The 17,526-nt window shown below is 73.6% G+C and carries 13 protein-coding genes; 2 read left to right on the top strand and 11 right to left on the bottom strand.

Features of this window, described 5'->3' with window-relative positions; translation table 11 throughout:
- Positions 1-291: 291 nt before the first annotated feature.
- The 6 genes from RNL97_RS20870 to RNL97_RS20845 form a co-directional block, all read right to left on the bottom strand.
- The gene (locus RNL97_RS20870) at positions 292-1,338 is read right to left on the bottom strand and encodes a BMP family lipoprotein (protein WP_030576022.1); all 1,047 of its coding nucleotides are present in this window, start codon (positions 1,336-1,338) and stop codon (positions 292-294) included.
- A gap of 182 nt (positions 1,339-1,520) precedes the next feature.
- Positions 1,521-2,759, bottom strand: a complete 1,239-nt coding sequence (locus RNL97_RS20865) for an amidohydrolase (protein WP_030576019.1) — start codon at positions 2,757-2,759, stop codon at positions 1,521-1,523.
- 210 nt (positions 2,760-2,969) lie between these two features.
- The gene (locus RNL97_RS20860; RefSeq protein WP_030576012.1) at positions 2,970-4,004 is read right to left on the bottom strand and encodes a hypothetical protein; all 1,035 of its coding nucleotides are present in this window, start codon (positions 4,002-4,004) and stop codon (positions 2,970-2,972) included.
- 10 nt (positions 4,005-4,014) lie between these two features.
- Positions 4,015-4,947 carry an N-acetylneuraminate synthase family protein gene (locus RNL97_RS20855; protein ID WP_006127058.1) on the bottom strand — a complete coding sequence of 311 codons (933 nt, stop codon included), beginning with the start codon at positions 4,945-4,947 and terminating at the stop codon, positions 4,015-4,017.
- Positions 4,948-4,959: 12 nt separating this feature from the next.
- The gene (locus RNL97_RS20850; protein WP_030576006.1) at positions 4,960-6,204 is read right to left on the bottom strand and encodes an N-acylneuraminate cytidylyltransferase; all 1,245 of its coding nucleotides are present in this window, start codon (positions 6,202-6,204) and stop codon (positions 4,960-4,962) included.
- Positions 6,205-6,257: 53 nt separating this feature from the next.
- Positions 6,258-7,643, bottom strand: coding sequence for a DUF6716 putative glycosyltransferase (locus RNL97_RS20845; protein WP_030576003.1), 1,386 nt, complete (start codon positions 7,641-7,643; stop codon positions 6,258-6,260).
- Positions 7,644-7,851: 208 nt separating this feature from the next.
- Between RNL97_RS20845 and RNL97_RS20840 the strand changes: the two genes are divergently transcribed.
- The gene (locus tag RNL97_RS20840; RefSeq protein ID WP_243314905.1) at positions 7,852-8,835 is read left to right on the top strand and encodes a glycosyltransferase family 2 protein; all 984 of its coding nucleotides are present in this window, start codon (positions 7,852-7,854) and stop codon (positions 8,833-8,835) included.
- On the top strand, positions 8,832-10,169 hold the full coding sequence (locus RNL97_RS20835; protein WP_243314904.1) for an alpha-2,8-polysialyltransferase family protein: 1,338 nt from the start codon (positions 8,832-8,834) through the stop codon (positions 10,167-10,169). The genes RNL97_RS20840 and RNL97_RS20835 overlap by 4 nt, the downstream gene beginning before the upstream one ends.
- Before the next feature lie 10 nt (positions 10,170-10,179).
- Here RNL97_RS20835 and RNL97_RS20830 read toward each other — a convergent pair whose 3' ends face one another.
- The 5 genes from RNL97_RS20830 to RNL97_RS20810 form a co-directional block, all read right to left on the bottom strand.
- On the bottom strand, positions 10,180-11,274 hold the full coding sequence (locus RNL97_RS20830) for an acyltransferase (protein ID WP_243314902.1): 1,095 nt from the start codon (positions 11,272-11,274) through the stop codon (positions 10,180-10,182).
- A 105-nt stretch (positions 11,275-11,379) separates the two neighbouring features.
- A complete protein-coding gene (locus RNL97_RS20825) occupies positions 11,380-13,716 on the bottom strand; it encodes a tetratricopeptide repeat protein (protein WP_313751042.1) in 2,337 nt (778 codons plus the stop codon).
- On the bottom strand, positions 13,713-15,062 hold the full coding sequence (locus RNL97_RS20820; RefSeq protein WP_243314898.1) for a tetratricopeptide repeat protein: 1,350 nt from the start codon (positions 15,060-15,062) through the stop codon (positions 13,713-13,715). Before RNL97_RS20820 ends, RNL97_RS20825 begins: the two co-directional genes overlap by 4 nt.
- A 66-nt stretch (positions 15,063-15,128) precedes the next feature.
- Entirely contained in the window at positions 15,129-16,517 is a 1,389-nt protein-coding gene (locus RNL97_RS20815) for a polysialyltransferase family glycosyltransferase (RefSeq protein WP_030575985.1), read from the bottom strand.
- A 3-nt stretch (positions 16,518-16,520) separates the two neighbouring features.
- Complete coding sequence (locus RNL97_RS20810) at positions 16,521-17,486, bottom strand: glycosyltransferase family 2 protein (RefSeq protein WP_030575983.1); 966 nt, start codon at positions 17,484-17,486, stop codon at positions 16,521-16,523.
- Between the last annotated feature and the right edge of the window lie 40 nt (positions 17,487-17,526).

The following is a 17,526-nucleotide window of genomic DNA, read 5'->3' as shown; positions in this document are numbered from 1 at the left end:
GTAGCGCTGCCGAATCGTGAAACACGGGTGCACGTCGCGGCCCGGACGCGGGGTCCGGACCGGGCGGGAGAGCACTGCGAGAGGCGGATCTTCTTCGGTCGTACTGCGGACTGCGGGGGCCGCGGGTCTTCGGGGAAGCCTCTGTACGGTCTTCGCCGAAGCCCTTGTACGGCTCGGGCGGCTGGCCCGCGGCCCTGCCCGTCACCGGCGGCGGGAGCCGCGCGGCGTACGGACAGGGCCGGGGAAGCCAGCCGGGGCCCACGGCCCGGGAGGGGCCGTCGGCATCCGGCCTTACGGAGCGGTCTTGACGGTGATCTTGCCGTCGATGATCTCCTGCTTGGCCTTGTCCACGGCGGCGATGACGTCCTTCATGTCCGTGAAAGCCGGGTTGGACATCGACAGGCCGACGCCGTCCTTGTCCAGGCCGTAGCGGATCTCACCGGTCTCCGGCTTGCCGTCCTGGACCGACTTGATCAGGTTGAACACGGAGTCCTCGACGTCCTTGGTGACCGACGTCAGGATGGACTCCTTGTAGGCCGCGAGGCCCTTCTGCTTGTACTGGTCGGAGTCGACGCCGATGTTCCACTTGCCCGCCTTGGAGACGGCCTCGATGGCACCGGAACCGGCCAGACCGGCGGCCGAGTAGATCACGTCGGCCTTCTTGTCGAGCTGGCCCTGCGCGGCGGCCTTGCCGAGGTCGGGCTTGGAGAAGCCACCGAAGTCCGGCGGCTGCGTCAGGTACTGCGGAAGCACGTTGACCGAGGCGTCGGTGTCCTTCACGCCCTGGACGAAGCCCGCCTCGAACTTCTTGATCAGCGGGGTCTCGACACCGCCGATGAAGCCGACCGTCTTGGACTTGGTCACCTTGGCGGCGGCGACGCCGGCGAGGTAGGAGCCCTGCTCCTCGTTGAAGACGATGTTGGCGATGTTCTCGCCGGTCACCGAGGCGTCGTCGATGATGCCGAAGGTGGTCTTCGGGAACTTCGGCGCGACCTTCTTGATGGCGGGCGCGTAGGCGAAGCCGACGCCGATCACCGGGTTGTTGCCGGAGCGGGCCAGCTCGGTGAGGCGCTGGACCTTGTCCGCGTCTCCCTCACCGTCGGAGGGCTCGGCCTCGCTGCCCTGGACGTCGAGCTCCTTCTCCGCCTTGGAGAGGCCCGCGTAGGCGGCGTCGTTGAACGACTGGTCGCCGCGGCCGCCGATGTCGTACGCGATGGCGGCCTTGTCGCCGTCGGAGCCGGAACCGGCGTCCGACGAGTTTCCGCCACACGCGGTGACGCTGAGAGCGAGCGCCGCGGACGCGACGCCCACGGTGGTGATCCTGGTGATCCGGCGCAAGGGGAGGCTCCTTCAAACCTGACCGAAGCGCCTCTTCCGGCGCTGGTTTCGCCGCGATCGTAACGCGCGTAGATGTCAGATAAGAGCACGTACGGAAGCCGTTATCGGATCGTCGCGAACAGAAGCCACCCACAAGGCGGCACAGGAGTCCACGAACGGCCTACGAAGACCGCGTCAACGCTTCACGAACGGCCGCCGTCGAGCAGGGCGGCGGCCGTGAACAGCTCGACCCCTACGGTGATGGCCTCTTCGTCCACGTCGAAGTTGCCGCGGTGCAGGTCGAGCCCGCGCGTGTCGCCCGGGGTCCGGACGCCGAGGCGGGCCATCGCGCCGGGCACCTGCTCCAGATACCAGGAGAAGTCCTCGCCGCCGAGGCTCTGCTCGGTGTCCTCGATCGCATACGATCCGCGGCGCTCGGTCATCGCGGCGTCCAGCAGGCCGATGGACTCGGCGTCGTTCACCACGGGCGGCACGCCGCGCACGTAGTTGATGACGGTCTTGGCCCGATGCATTCCGGCCACCTCGTCGACGGCGGCGTGCACCAGGTCGGGTGCCTCGCGCCAGGCGTCCAGGTTCAGGCAGCGGACCGTGCCGGACAGTTCGGCGTGCTGCGGGATGACGTTGGGGGCGTGCCCGGTCTCCAGGCGGCCCCAGGTCAGCGCGAGCCCGGCGCGGGCGTCGACCCGGCGGCCGAGCAGCGCGGGCACGTCGACGGCGATCCGGGCGGCGGCGGTGACCAGGTCGGTGGTGAGGTGGGGGCGGGCGGTGTGGCCGCCGGGCCCGTCGAGCGTGATCTCCAGCCGGTCGCAGGCCGAGGTGATGGCCCCGATCCGCAGCCCGATCCGCCCGACGTCCACCTTCGGGTCGCAGTGGACGCCGATGATCCGGCCGACGCCCTCCAGCACCCCGGACTCGATCGCGTCGACCGCGCCGCCGGGCAGGACCTCCTCGGCGGGCTGGAAGATCAGCCGCACGGCGTTGGGCAGCAGCCCCTGCCGGTCGAGATCGGCGAGCACGAGGCCGGCGCCGAGGACGGTGGTGGTGTGCACGTCGTGGCCGCAGGCGTGCGCCCGGTCGGGCACGGTGGACCGGTAGGGCACGCCGGCCTTGGTGTCCGGGATCGGCAGCGCGTCGATGTCCGCGCGCAACGCCAGCATGGGCGTGGCCCCGTCCCACTCCCCCACGTCGCACATGAGCCCGGTCCCCACCGCGAGGACCTGCGGCTTCAGCCCGGCCTTCTCCAGCCGGTCCTTGATGGCGGCGGTGGTCCGGAACTCCTGGTTGCCGAGCTCGGGGTGCATGTGCAGATCCCGGCGGAAGGCGATCAGCTCGGCACGGAGTTCGTCACCGAGCCTGCCGGGCAGCGCACCTCCCCCGGGCTGGCCGGCCGGGTTGTGGGGGCGGGAGGCGCGGGACTTCAACTGGTTCACCTTATGAAGCGTAGGCCCCTTGACCCCTCAACTGGCCATGGATCTAGGAAATTTCAGCCGTGCAGGCGAACAAAGTTCGGGTGAGGAGGTGTGACGGAGGGTGGTCGCGGGTATACCGGTTTTCCTTTCGGGGCGGGGCGCGCCGACGGTGCGACGCCTGCCGCCAGGAGCAGATATACCGAGGTCACGCCGGGCGGGCCCCTACGCGTGGGCCGTCGAGGTCAGCCGCTGCACCCCCCGCGCCGTCTCCGTGACCCCGCTCAGGAAGCCCTGGGCGCGCGGGGAGGCCGTGGCGCGGAGCCATTCCGGGGCGATGTCGCAGACCGCGACGTTCACGCCCGTGCCGGCCAGGGCCAGGGGGAGGGTGTGGACGACCGTGGAGGGGAAGCTGACGATCGTGCGGCCGACGGGGCCGCGGCGGGCGATCAGTTCCAGGGGGAGGTCCGGGCGGACTATCTCCAGGCCGGTGGCGGCTTCCAGGGCGTGGAGTTTCTCGGCGGACTCGCGGCGGTGGGCGAAGTAGCGGGTGGCGCCGTGCGTGCGGGCGAGGGAGGCCACCGCCTCCTGGTACGGGACGGGGTCGACGACGCCCGTCTCGACCAGGGAGGTGCCGACGAGGTCGGCGCCCTTGCCGATGCTGGGCGGACCGAAGCGGGCCCGGGTCCAGGCGAAGGTGTTCGGGGTGACCGTGATGCCGGGCGGAGCCTCGACCGGCATGGCGGTGAACACGTCGACCGTGTGGTCGGCCGTCGGGGTGAAGCGGCGGCGGGCGGTGGCGGTGACCGGGGCCAGGACCAGTTCGCGCGGTCCGGTGCGGCCCCGGCGGTGCCACCGGGTCAGGCGCTCGCCCCGGGCCAGCTGGGCGACGAACTCCATCGTGGCCGTGCCGTCGTCGACCACCGTGAGGCGGTCGGCGCGGACCAGGGTCAGCAGGAGCTGGACGTAGCGGGAGAACGGGTCGCCGATCACTATGTGGTCCGCGCGTCTGACCAGACCGGCCAGGGCGCGCAGGGCCTTCAGGGGGGCGCCGGACTCGCCGCGCGCCTCCTGCCAGCGGACCGTGATGCCCTCGTCGCGGGCCAGCTCCGCCATCCGGCGCAGCTGACCGCGCGACATCGGGTCGACCGGGGGGAGGACGACGACCGTGGTGGCGGTCGGGTCGTCTCCCCCCTGGGTGTGAACCCACTCCAGGACGTTCAGGAGCTGGACCGGGCTCTCGACGAAGGCGAGGTTCACCGGTCGGCGCTCAGACCGCGACCGGCTCGGGGGCCGGCGCGTTCTCGGTCTCGGCGACGACGCCCGCGACGCGGCGGAGCTTCTTCATCGGGCCGAGCTCGGACTCGTACACCTTCTTGACGCCGTCGCCGAGCGACTGCTCGATGGTGCGGATGTCGCGGACCAGCCGGGTCAGGCCCTGCGGCTCGACGGAGGCGGCCTGGTCGGAGCCCCACATGGCGCGGTCCAGGGTGATGTGGCGCTCGACGAACGTGGCGCCGAGCGCGACGGCGGCGAGGGTGGTCTGCAGGCCGGTCTCGTGGCCGGAGTAGCCGATCGGGACGTTCGGGTACTCCTGCTGGAGGGTGTTGATGACCCGCAGGTTCAGCTCCTCGGCCTTCGCCGGGTACGTCGAAGTGGCGTGGCAGAGCAGGATGTTGTCCGAACCGAGGACCTCGACCGCGTGGCGGATCTGCTTCGGGGTGGACATGCCGGTGGAGAGGATGACCGTGCGGCCGGTGGCGCGCAGGGCCCGCAGCAGCTCGTCGTCGGTGAGGGAGGCGGAGGCCACCTTGTGGGCGGGAACGTCGAACTTCTCCAGGAAGGCGACGGCCTCGGTGTCCCACGGGGAGGCGAACCAGTCGATGCCGCGCTTGGCGCAGTGCTCGGCGATGGCGGTGTACTCCGCCTCGCCGAACTCGACGCGGTGGCGGTAGTCGATGTACGTCATCCGGCCCCAGGGGGTGTCGCGCTCGATGTCCCACTGGTCGCGCGGGGTGCAGATCTCCGGGGTGCGCTTCTGGAACTTGACGGCGTCGCAGCCGGCTTCGGCGGCCGCGTCGATCAGCGCGATGGCGTTGTCGAGGTCGCCGTTGTGGTTGATGCCGATCTCACCCGTGATGTAGACGGGGTTGCCGGGGCCGGCGGTACGGGTGCCGAAGGTGCGCAGGCGGGAGGTGCTCATGGTGGTGCTTCCTTACGTGGTGGGGACAGCAGGGGTGTGGGTGGTGGTGAGGGTGGGGCCGAGCAGCCAGGCCGCGATCTCGCGGATGGCGCCGTGGCCCCCGGGGGTGGTCGTGACGGCGCGCGCGGCGGCGCGTACCGAGTCGTGGGCGCTGGCGACCGCGACGGGCCAGCCGGCGAGGGAGAAGCAGGGCAGGTCGTTGACGTCGTTGCCGACGTAGAGGACCCGGTCGGGTGCGATGGAGTGCTCGTCGCACCAGCGCTTCAGCGCCTCGTCCTTGCGGTCGATGCCGTGCAGGACGGGGATCTGCAGCTTCCGGGCCCGGGCGGCGACGACCGGGTTCTGCTCGGTGGAGAGGATCAGGAGGGGCACGCCCGCCTTGCGCAGCGCGGCGATCCCGAGGCCGTCGCCCCGGTGGACGGCGACGGTCTCGCGGCCCTCGGAGTCGACCATCACCCGGTCGTCGGTCTGGGTGCCGTCGAAGTCCAGGACGACCGCGTCCACGTCCGCGAGGGAGGGCAGCGGGGAGGGGTCCAGGAGCGGGGCGAGGGCCCGGGCGCGGGCCAGGTCGTGCGGGTCGTCGATCTCCAGCACCCGGGCCGGGTCGGTGGGGACCAGGGCGGTGTGGCCGAAGAAGCGGTGGCGGTGGGTACGGAAGCCCGCCGCGTCCATGGCGTAGGCGGCGCCGGTCTCCAGGTAGTCCTGGGGGCGGTCCTGGCGGCGGGGGCGTACGGACTTGTCGTGGTTGACGCCGTACGTGCTCTCCTCGACCGCGTGCCCGTCGCGCCAGACGAAGCCGTGGAACGGGGCGACCGTGACGGCCGTGTCCGCACCCTCGTGGGCCACCGCCCGCGCCACGCCGTCGATGTCCTCGCGGGAGACGAACGGGCTGGTGCACTGGACGAGGAGGACCACGTCGACGGTGCGGGCCCGCTCGGCCTCGTAGACGTCCAGGGCGTGCAGCACGGCCGCTTCGCTGGTCGCGGTGTCGCCCGCGATGGCGGCGGGGCGCTCAACGCAGTGCAGCCGGTGGGCGGCGCGCAGGTCGGCGGCGGCGGTGCGGGCGGCCTCGGCGATGGCCCCGTCGTCGGTGGTGACGACGACGTCGGTGACCTCGGGGGCGCCGAGCGCGGCGCGAACGGCGCGGGCGACCAGCGGGATTCCGCCGACCTCGGCGAGGTTCTTGGCGGGTACGCCCTTGGATCCGCCGCGGGCGGGGATCACGGCGAGGACGGTCGGGGGCGGGGGCGGCTGCATCGTTGTCCCTGGGGTCATGGAGGTTCCTGAGGTTGTCGAGGCCGCTGGAGTGGTCACAGCTCCCCCATCCGGCGGATCACCGGCGCGACGCGCTGGACGCCGTGGCGGTAGGCGCCGCGGGCCGCGTTGCGGACGGTCTCGCGGACCGCGCCCCGGACCCGGCCGGGCTCCTGCGGCGCGGCCGCGCCGGGCAGGGGCGTGCCGTCGGGGGCCAGGTGGTGGCGGCCGAGGATGCCGGGGAGGTAGCCGGGGGCGCTGGCGGGCGTGTAGTAGGGGGCGAGCGGCGGGAGTCGACCGGCGTCGAGGAGGGCGGTGACCTTGGCGCGGGCGGTGTCGTAGGCGGTGCCGTACGAGCCGTCGGCGGCGACGCCCTGCCCCGCCACCCACTCCGCGTCCGGCCGGGGCCGGGTCCCGCCGTCGAGCCGGTCCCAGGAGGTGAGGAGCCCGGAGCCGACGAAGTGGTGGTTGCCGAGCATCTCGCGGACGCCGAGGTCGGTGAGGATCGCGGTCGGGATACGGCGGTGCAGGGACTCCAGCGCGGCGGTCGAGGAGACGGTGACCAGGAGGTCGGTGCGGTCCAGGACCTCGCCCATGTGCCCGTACACCAGGCGGAAGTTGGGCGGAAGCCCGCCCGGCAGCCTCTGCGCGAGCTTCTGGTAGGGCAGTTCCTCGATGTGCGTGGTGTGCTCGCCGGGCTTGGAGCGCAGCTTCAGCAGCACCTCGCGGCGCGGGTGCAGCCGGGCGTGCTCGACGAGGCGGCGGAGCAGGTACGTACGGTCGGCGCGGGAGGCCGGTACGGAGGGCTGGGCGGCGAACACCACGGTGTCGCGGCCCTCTTCCGGCCGGTACGGGGCCCCGCCCAGGAAGGGCAGGGCGGCCTCGGTGACGGCCGATGCGTCGGCGCCCACCCCCTCGTACACCGCGCGGAAACGTTCCGCGTCGTGGGCCGAGTTGGCGAGGACGACGTCCGCCCCGTGGCGCAGGAGGAGGCCGTCGGCGAGCTTCTCGTAGACGACGCCGACGTATCCGGTGACGACGACGGGCCGGCGGGGCAGGCCGAGGGCTGCGATGCCGTGCAGCATGGCCTGGACGCCGCCGCCGACGAGGGCGAGGACGACGAGGTCGAAGCCCTCGTCGCGCACGGTGTGCAGGAACTCGGCGGCGGTGACCTCGCGGACCCGCTCGGCGTCGATGCCCACCTCGCCGACCTCCGCGAGCTGGCGGGGTGTCGGGGTGGCCCGGCCGCGCAGCAGCAGCCCGCTGACCTCGACGGGGCGCGCGTCCTGTCCGTCCCCGGCGGCCTCGGCGGTCAGGCGGCGCGCGGTGAGCGCGCCCCATTTCCACCGGGTGTCGGAGTCGGCGAGGACGGCGACCCGGAGCGCCGGTCGGGCGGCGGGGGTCTCGGCCGGTTCGGCCTCATGGCTGGTACGTGGGGGCACGTCCAAGAAGTTAGGAAGGCATTTCGATGAGCGGCCCAACGCGATGGCAACAGATGGTTAACAGCGAGCCGACGATTGGGGGACCGCCCCGAATGGGACGCCAATTCCCCTTCCGGAAAAGGCGCTTCACCTGAGCGTCGGTCGTTGTTCACCTGCTGGGCGCATGGCGGAAAAGGAATGGGCCGGAGCCGCACCTAACGTGATGCGCGTGGTTAAGCTCTCCGTCATCGTGCCGTTCTTCAACGTGCAGACCTACGCGCCCGACACCCTGAGAAGTCTGCGGGCCAACGCCCGCGAGGACTTCGAGTTCCTTCTCGTCGACGACTGTTCGACCGACGGGACGCTCCCGCTGCTGCGCCGGGGAGCGGACGAGATCCCCGGGGCCGTCCTGCTGCGGCACGAGGAGAACGGCGGCCTGGCGACCGCGCGCAACACCGGTCTGGACGCCGCCCGCGGCGAGTACATCGCCTTCCTGGACGGCGACGACTGGCTGGCCGCCGGGCACTACGAGCGGCTGGTGGCCGGGGCCGAGGCGCTGGGCTGCGACTTCGTGCGCACCGACCACGTCCAGGCGAACGGCAAGGCACGCACCGTACGCCGGGTTCCGCACGGGCCGCACGGTGTGGTGAGCGATCCCCGGGCCGCGATCCTGCCGGCCCACCGCACCACGTCGGTGGATTACGCGTTCGCCTGGGCGGGCCTCTACCACCGGCGGCTGCTGGACCGGGGGCTGCTGCACTTCACCGACGGGCTGCGCACGGCGGAGGACCGGCCGTGGATCTGGCGACTGCACCGCGAGGCGGAATCCTTCGCCGTCCTGGGTCTGCTCAGCCATTTCTACCGGCGCGGGGTGGCGACTTCCTTGACGCAGATCGGCGATGTGCGTCAGCTCGATTTCCTTCGCGCATTCGACCAGGTGATCGCGGAGACCGCCGCCGACCGCGAGGCGGAGATGTTCCTGCCGAAGGCCGTACGCACGTACTGCGCGATCATCGCCCACCATCTGGGTGACCTGGACAAATTCGAACCGGCCGTGGCCCGTGAACTGAAGTCGCGCGCGGCCGCGGCCCTGGGACGCCTGCCGCAGCGGCTGCTGGACGAGGCGCTCGACGCCATGGACGTGACACGGGCGACCCGGGTGCGCAGGCTGCGCCGCCGTCCGGCCGCCACGAAGGGGGCCTCGGCCGCATGACCATCCGGATCTTCCACGCCTCCTCGCCCGGGGCGGCGGTGCTGCTCGCCGCGGCGATCGACGCGGGCTGCTTCACCGGGCCCGACCGCCGGATCCTGCTGCTGTCCCGGACCGGTCCCGCCCCGGAGACGGTCGCCGATGTCTCGGAAAGCGCCGGGTTCGAGCGGTTGCGCACCCGGTTCGACGCGGTGCTCTCGTGGAACGACGCGATCGCCCCCTTCCACCCGGACGGCTGGAATCCCCGGGCGGACGACGCCCCACTGTGGGAGCGCCACTTCCGGCGGGCCTGGGGGCTCGGCGAGGAGGAGCTGGAGCTCGTCGTGGACTCCCCGCACGCCGGCCCCGCCCGGGCCCTGACCCAGGTGTTCGCCGGCGCCCCCGTCGATGTGTACGCCGAGGGGCCCGGCGCGTACGGCCCGACCGGGGAGAAGATCCCGCCGCTGACCGGGACCCGGGTGCGGCGGCTGCTCCATCCGGACCTGGTCGCCGGGGTGCGCCCGCTGCTGCTCGGCGAGTTCGGGGTGGAGCCGCGCGGCGTTCCGGCCGAGGCGATCACCGAGGTCGTCGCCGAACTCGCGGACGCGGATGTGGTGCTGCCCGCCGTCGAGGAGCCGGCGCTGCTGCTCGGGCAGGATCTGGCGGGGGCCGGGCTGATCCCGGCGGCCGACGAGGCGGGGCTGCGGCGGGAGATGGTGCGCGGGGCGGTGTCGCTCGGTCACACCCGGCTGGTGTACGCACCGGATCCGTACGCCCCGTGGGAAGACCCGGCGGCGCTGCGCGCGGAGGCGGACCGCCACGGCGTCGAACTGACCGTCCTCGCCGGCCTGCCGCCGGTCCCGGCCGAGGTGCTGGCGCACCGGCTGCGGCCCGCTCTGGTCGTGGGCTGCACCTCGGCGGCGCTGTTCGGGGCGGCCCGGTTCCACGGCCTGCCGGTGGCGACCGTCGGCACGGGGCTGCTGCTGGAGCGCCTGACCCCGTACGAGAACCCGGAGCGGACGGCGGCGACACTCGCCGACGCGGTGCTGCCGGGGCTCGGCGGCTCGGAGGAGGCAGCCGCGCGACAGGAGACCGCATCCGGGGCCGAGTTGGACGGCCTGCTGGCCGCCGTCGCCTTCGCGATGCGGCCGAAGGTGCGCCCCGATCTGCGCCCGGCCGCCGAGCGCTACCTCGCCGCGCATCTGGACAGCCGCACCTGGCGCTACTTCAGGCGCCGCCGCCTGGCCTCGCTCGCGCTGCCCGGCGTGGTCCCGGCCCGGCTGGCGTTCCTGCGCTCGAACCCGGCGCTGCGCCGGGTGGTCCGGCGGGCGCGGGCGCTGCGGGGCGGGAGTCGCTGAGCACCAGGGCTCAGCCCAGGATCTTGCTCGCCCCAGCCCGCCCCCACAGCAGGGCCGCGCCGAACGACAGGGCCGTCGTGGCCACCGTGATCCCGGCCGCGAGCGCCACGGCGGCCGTCCCGCCCAGGTCCTCACCGACCAAGGTGTCGGTGAGGACGCCGAGCACGAGGACGTGCACCAGGTAGGCCCCGAACGACGCCTCGGACAGCCGGGCCAGCGTGGGCCGCACCCGCTCCGGGACCCGCACGCCGTGCAGGGACACCAGGACCCCGCAGCTGAACAGGGCCACCAGGACGTGCGCGTACGGGATCGCGTAGTGCACCTCGTGCTGGTACGCGATCACTCCGGCGAGTCCGGCCGCCGCGAGCAGCAGCCAGGGCCACCGCCGCCTGCCGAACGCCCCGGCGGGGGCGGCGAGCAGCAGCGCCCCGAGCACCGCGTAGATCAGCTGGTACGGGGCGAACGCCCAACCGAAACGCGGCAGTTCGCGGCCGGTCGCCTCGGCCAGGTCGCCGAGGAGCGACGGGGCGGACGCCAGGACGAGCAGGACCGCGCCGAGGCCCCACGGCCGTCTGCCCGCCCGGACGAGGACGACCAGCCCCAGGACCATGATCACGGGGAGGTAGGCGTACAGGTACCAGAGGTGGTAGGCGGGGCGGACCGAGGCGAACACGGAGTCCAGGGCGAGGTGGCGGACCGGGTCGTCGTTGGTGTCGCGCAGCTTGCCCCAGGCGATGTAGAGCGCGGTCCAGACGGCGAGCGGCACGGTGATCCGCACGATGCGCCGCCGGAGCCGGGCGCCGTCCTTGGGCGGGGCCCCGACCAGGACCACCCAGCCGGCGATGGCGAAGAAGAGCGGTACGGCGAAGCGCCCGGCGGAGTCGGCGGTCAGCCCGGCCCAGTAGGTGCCGGCCCCCTCCGACGCCGTACGGCCCACGGTGTTCACGAACGCCGAGCCGGTGTGGAGGCCGATGACGCCGATGGAGCAGAGCAGCCGGATGAGGTCGATGTCGTGGCGGTGCCCGGCCCGGTCGGGGCGCGGCGCCTGAGGGGCCGTCGTGGCGGGAGCGGATGCGGAGGCCGAGGCGGGAGGTGTGGTGGACATGTTCCTCAGGGGGTGGGCGGGGCGGTACGGATCACGTGTGGTTCCGGGGCCGTGCGGGGCCGCGGGTCACCCGTGTCCGGGGCCGGCCGACGGGCGGTACGGGGTTCACGCGTGGTTCCGGGGGCGGGTGGGCCGGTCCCGGTCGGCGACGGACCGGGGCGCGGGGACCACGGCGTCCGCACCCCGGTCCGGATCGCCGAACGGGTCGGGCAGACCGGTGAGTTCACGCAGCAGCGCGAGGTTGTCCCGGGTCACGGACCACAGCATCCGCTGCCGGTCGTGGACGTCGGCCACCGCCGCCGGATGGTCGGCCAGCACGGCGAGGGCCCGCTCCGCCAGGCGGGCGCCGAGGGCCCGTTCGTGGACGGAGACGCCCCAGTCGGACCGGTCGATGTCGGCCAGGAAGTAGGCCAGTTTGGGGTGCGAGACCAGGCTGATGACGGGGGTGCCGCAGCCGAAGGGGATCATCCCGGCGTGACCGCGCATGCCGATCACCAGCCGGGTGCGCCGGTAGAGGTCGCGGATGGCGTCGTTGGAGAGCAGGTACAGCGGCTCCACGGGGAGGGCGAGGCCGTGCTCGCGCCGCAGATCGTCGACGAAGCGTTCGTCGGCGGGCATGTGCGCGGCGTAACGGACCTCCGCAGCGGCCGACATGGCCCGGATCGCCGCGGCCATCTCCGCGAGGAAGTGCCCGTAGTCGTGGCCGAAGCGGAGCCCGGCCCGGTCGTAGGCGCAGTTGACGAGGACGGTGTCCTCGCGTACCGCCGTTCCGGCGAGGCGGGCGTCGAGGTGGCGGGCGACCGTGGTGGGGCAGGGCTGGTAGCGCACCTTCTCGCGGAGGGAGGCGGGCAGCAGCTCCCTGACCCGGGCGACGGAGCCGTGGTTGCGCAGCCCGAAGAACGCGGACCGCTCGACCAGGGCTTGCAGGGAGGCCGCGAAGCGCTCGCGCCGGTAGCGCTGGCCGTCGAAGACGTTGTAGCCGACGGCGAAGACCGCCAGGGGGGCGGTGATCCGGGCGAGCACGTCGTCGGGGATGTTCCACTGCCAGCCGCTGTTGCCGTTGGGCGCGGTGTCGGGGAGGAAGAGCCCGCCGCCGCCGACGATCACGGCCCGCCGGGCGTTGAGGCGTTCGAGGCCGGTCTCGTCGACCAGCAGGTGCGCGTGCTGCTGGTGCCAGCGGCCGGGGCCGGTGTCGGCGGTGAAGCAGCTGCGGACCGCCTCGGGCAGCACCTTGTCGCCCGCGTTCTCGTCCCCGTCCGCGAACAGGGCGACATGGGCGAGCTGTTCGCCGGCCGGAGTCTCCGGCGCGGTGGCGTCCGCCGCGACCATCTCGGACGTACGGGCGTACCAGGCGCGGCAGTTGGCATCGGTCGGGTCGGACTCCAGACCGGCGAGCGCGTACCCCCGGGCGTCCTCGCTTCGGCCCAGCAGCCAGGCCAACCGGGCGAGTTGGCCGTACGCGCGGGGGGCGAAATCCGGGGACGCGGTCGCCAGGAGGAGATGCGTCTCGGCCTCCTCGTACCGGGACAGCGCCATCAGGCAGACCCCGAGCGTCTCGTGGCAGCGTGGCAGGTCGGGGCGGTCCGCGACGGCCTCGCCCAGCAGGGCGACGGCCACATCGTGGTGCCCGCGCCCCCGGTGGATCTCGGCGAGCTGCCGGACCAGGTCGATCGGCGGCCGGGACCCGTCGGGGAACGGGAGGGCGAGATGCAGCAGCAGGTCGGGGTGTTTCGCGCCGGGAAGGGCGAGGTAGGCGGCGCGGAACGCCTGGTCGTCCAGGTCGTGGCGCGCCCGGGCCGCGTGGGCGGGGCCGGTGCCGGGCATCGGCACGTCGGCGAAGTTCAGGACGACGACTTCTTCGGGGACCGCCAGGTCGTCGCCGAGCCGCAGAGCCCGGAAGTCGTACCGGGAGTCCAGGGGTACGAGGAGGCCCTCCGGGATGTCCCGCGCGGCGGCGGGCGGTACGGGGTGGGCGAGGTCCTGGCGCTGGATCACCAGGAGGCCGTCGTCGGCGAAGCCGTGGCGCGGGCCGGGGACGCCGTCCGGGGCGGTGCGCGGCACGGCGGCCACGCCCGTACGCAGACGCAGCAGCGGGTCGATCCTGCCGAGGACGACCAGGGCGGGGGTGAGGGCGATGACGGTGTCGTAGCCGTCGAGGCGGAACACGTCGTGGTGTCCGGCGGCCGGGCGCGCGATCAGCCGGGGGTGCAGCCGGTGGACGGCGTCGAAGGCGGCGTCCGGAAGGCCGGGGTGCAGGACGACGACGTCCTCGCAGAGAGCCGGGTTGCTCAGCGCGAGGCTGCGCAGGAGGGCCTGGAGTCCCGGCAGTTCGCCCGCGTCGGCGAGGTACACGGCGAAGGCGATCCGGCGCTTCCCGGTGACGGCGCGACGGTCGTCGGCGGATGCGGACCCGGCCTCGGGGGTGGAGGCGTGCGTCGTCATCTCAGCGTGATCCTCACTGCGGTGTCGTCCGTGGTCCCGGCCCGCGATCCGATCCACTCCCGCTCGCGCGGGGACAGGGCCGCCGGTCCTTCGAACCCGATGAGGTCCACCCGGGCGGGGGTGCCCAGGAAGTCGAGGAGCCGCAGCACGGTGTACGCGGTGCTCGCGGGCCCGTCCGCATCCGCCGCCCCGGCGAGCAGCGCGGGGTCGTGCAACGGGCGGCGCAGCGTCGCGTCGCCGATGCGGTCCTGGGCGCCGGGGACGAGCCGGCTGCGCACGGCGAGCCGCCAGTGCGGGAGCGGGTCGCCGAAGACCAGCCGGGCGGTGGCCCGGCGGCCCCACCGGGGGCCCTTCCACGGGGCGTCGCCGCGCAGGGTGACGGCGTGCAGGTCGGTTCGGGCGGTGGGGGCGGCGTGGCGTACGGCGTCGCAGCGCACGACGAGGTCGTAGCCCTCGATGAGGGCGGCCAGGGAACTGCCGGGCCGCTGTTCCTGCTCGGCGGTGTGCGGTGTGTCGGCGACCAGGCAGACGGCCCGGCCCGCGAGGAACCGGCGCAGACCGGGGACGCCGATGGGTTCGGCCCCGCCGAGCAGCGGGTCGGCCATCGGGTCGCGGTCCGAGAGCCGGCGGTGCTCGGCGTAGAGGGCGGCGAGCCGGCGTACGGCGGGGTCGGCGGCGCCGCGTTCGGTGGTACGGAGCCGGACGAGTTCGGTGAAGGCGGCGCGGGCGTCGGCGGCGGGCAGCCGGCGGGAGAGGCGGACCGCCCCGGCCGCGCCCTCACTCCCGTCACCGTCACCGTCACCGTCACCGGCCAACGCCAGCGCCTCGTCGATGAGGTCGCCCGCCGCGCGGAGGGCGGCGACCCGGCGTTCGACATCACGCGAGGCGGCGGTGTTCTGCTGGAGCGCGAGGTGGCGTTCGTACGCGGTGATCGCCTCCTCGCTCCGGCCGAGCGCGTCCAGGGCGTTGCCGCGCAGCCGCCAGGCGCCCTTGGAGCGGGCGCGCAGGGCGGTCGCCTCGTCGGCGAGGGCCAGGGCGAGGCGGGCCTCGGCGTCGCCGCCGCTGTCCAGCGCCTGCTGCCCGGTCCGCAGCAGCGCGTCGAACGCGTCGGCGTCCGGGGTGGAGCACGCGGTGGTCAGGGCCCCGATCGACGCGATGAGCCGGGTACGGCGGGCGTCGGTGAGGGGGCCGGAGGCGGCGAGGGCGGCGAGGTGGTCGCCGCAGTGCCGCAGGGCGGCCAGGAGCGCCGGGTCCGGTCCGTCGCCGGGGCGTGCCCGGGGCGGCGATCCCGGCCGTCCCGCTATCGCACGTACTGACGTGAGCAGCCCGGTGAGGGTCTGGCCCATGCTCGTTCCGCCGTTCTGTGAGTCGGACGCCGGCACCGGGGTTCGGGCCCCGGTCCCGGCCCCGGGTCAGAGGCCCAGGGTGCTGCGGGTGCGCCGAACGGTGCGGCGCAGCCGGACCGCCGCGCCCCGGGGGCCGCCGCCGGGCAGGGTGAGGCTCTGCAGACGGCGGCGCTTGAAGTAGTGCTGGGTGGTGGGGTCGAGGTGCTCCCGCAGCCAGGCCTCGGCCTCCGGGCGCAGCCCGGGGTTGAGCTTGGCCTGCATGCAGTAGCCGACGGTCCGCACCAGCGGGGCGAGGGTGTCCGGCGCGGTGCGCGGCAGGTGGGGAACGCCCCCGGCGCCCGGCGCTTCCGGGCCGCCCTGCGTGTCCAGGTCGGGCACGAGGTGGTCGGTGATCGTCAGCGGGATGCGGTTGCTGTTCTCGTACGGGGTGATCCGGTCGAGGACCAGCCGGGTGCCGACGCGGGCGACGGGGATGCCGTAGTAGGCGGCGGCGGTGAACATCGCGGTGGAGAAGCAGCCGACGACGAGGGTGGGCGCGCACCGCTCGTACAGCGTCTCGGCGAGCAGCGGGCTGTCCAGCGTGGTGAGCCGTACGCCGAGTTCGGCGGCGGCCTCGTCCAGGGCGCGGGAGTAGCGGGCCGGGGCGGTGGGGTGCGGCTTGAAGAGGATGGAGGTGTGTCCGGCGCGGGCGGCTCCGCGCAGCATCCGGATGTGCAGCTCCTCTTCCTCCTCCGGGGTGAGGATGGTGAGGGCGGCGAGGTACTGGCCGAGGAGCATCGCGGTGGGGGCGGCGGCCTCGGCGGCGGCGAGCCCCTTGTCGCCCGCCGCTGCGGTGGCGATCTCGGAGAGGACCGCGCGGAAGGCGTCGTCGGGGACGAGTTCGGGTTCGACGCCGGCCTCGGCGAGGAGGAGCGGGCGCACCCCGGTGACCAGGTCGAGGTGGAGGACGCGCCGGATGCGGCAGGCGATGGACTGGGGCATCCGGTTGCGGGTGGGGCCGTAGCTCATCAAGCCGTCGGCGTAGACGTGGACGGCGCTCTCGGAGAAGATCGCGGCGAGCGCGCGGGCCGGGTTGACCTGGATGGACTCGACCGCGAGGTCGACGGGGGCGTCGGGGGCGATGTCCCAGGCGAGGCGGAAGGCCCGCTGCCACAGGACGGTCTCCTCGGAGCGGGGGCCCCAGCCGCTGGGGTGGTGCGGGCTGATGGCCTCGTTCCAGTCGACGACGGCGTCGAAGCGGGCGGCGAGGGATCCGTAACCGCGCATCTCCTCCAGGCGCAGGGCGGTCTCGGGGACGGCCGCGTTGTTGGAGACCAGCAGGATGCGGTGGCTGTCGAGGGCCCGGCCGAACTGTCCGGCGTCGAGCGCGGCGGCGAGGGTGGCCGCGCCGTACAGGGTGGAGACCTGGAAGATCTGGGTGCGCGGGGGCGTACGGACGGAAGCGGACACGGTCATCGGTCAGGCGGCCTTCTGCTTGGTGCGCAGACGGCTGAGCAGCGTGCCGCGCTTGTCGTCGATCATCGTCAGGGTGCGGTCGAGCACGTCCTGAGGCATCCGGCCCAGCGCGGCGGTGGACTCGGCGCGCAGTTTCCGGGCGGTGGCGGGCTCGTAGTCGCCGGCCTTCTCGTTGTGGAAGGCGATCATCGCGCAGTAGGTACGGACGGCCTTCGGCAGCAGGACGTCCGCGTCCCGGTCGGCGCGCAGCTGGTCGAGCAGCGTGTCGTAGGAGGCGAAGAAGTCGAGCTGGCGGGCGTCCTTGATCTGGGTCAGGGAGGTGGTGACCCCGCGCCGGTAGAAGATGCCGTACAGCCCGAGGGCCGCGTAGGTGCGGGCGCGCAGATGGAGCTGCCAGATCCACAGCCGGTCCTCGGCGGTGCGCAGTTCGGTGGCGAAGCGCTGGGCGCCGTCCGCGAAGAGCCGCCGGTGGTAGATCCCGGCCCAGACGAACGGGTAGTCGACCATGGTCTCGCGCTCGGGCACCCCGATGCCGTCGCGGGGGTCGAGCGGGGTGTCCCGGAGCGGGGCGGGTGCGCGCCGCACGACCCGGCTGGTGCCGGTGGACTGCACGTGGTCGGTGCGGGCGAAGTCGCAGTCGAGGTCCTGGGCGGCGCGCAGCAGCCGGCCCAGGTGGCCTGGGGCGTACCAGTCGTCGCCGTCGAGGAAGGTGAGGTAGTCGCCCTCGGCGGCGTCGATGCCGCTGTTGCGGGCGGCCGCGATGCCGACGTTCGTACCGTGCCTGATCACGCGGGCGCGCGGCAGCCGCTCGGCCCAGTGGTCGACGATGTCCTGCGTGCCGTCGCCGGACGCGTCATCGACCAGCAGGAACTCGATGTCCGGGTCCGCGTTGCGGGCCAGGCTCCCCAGCGTGGTCGGGGCGTAGGCCGCGACATTGTGGAGCGGTACGACAACGGACAGTTTCGGCACGCGCGCCCTCACCTTCGATCATGGTCCCGACAACGTAGTG

This window comes from Streptomyces parvus (assembly GCF_032121415.1).
In the GTDB taxonomy this organism is placed as follows: Bacteria; Actinomycetota; Actinomycetes; order Streptomycetales; family Streptomycetaceae; genus Streptomyces; species Streptomyces globisporus_A.
This window is presented reverse-complemented; position numbering and strand designations above follow the sequence as displayed.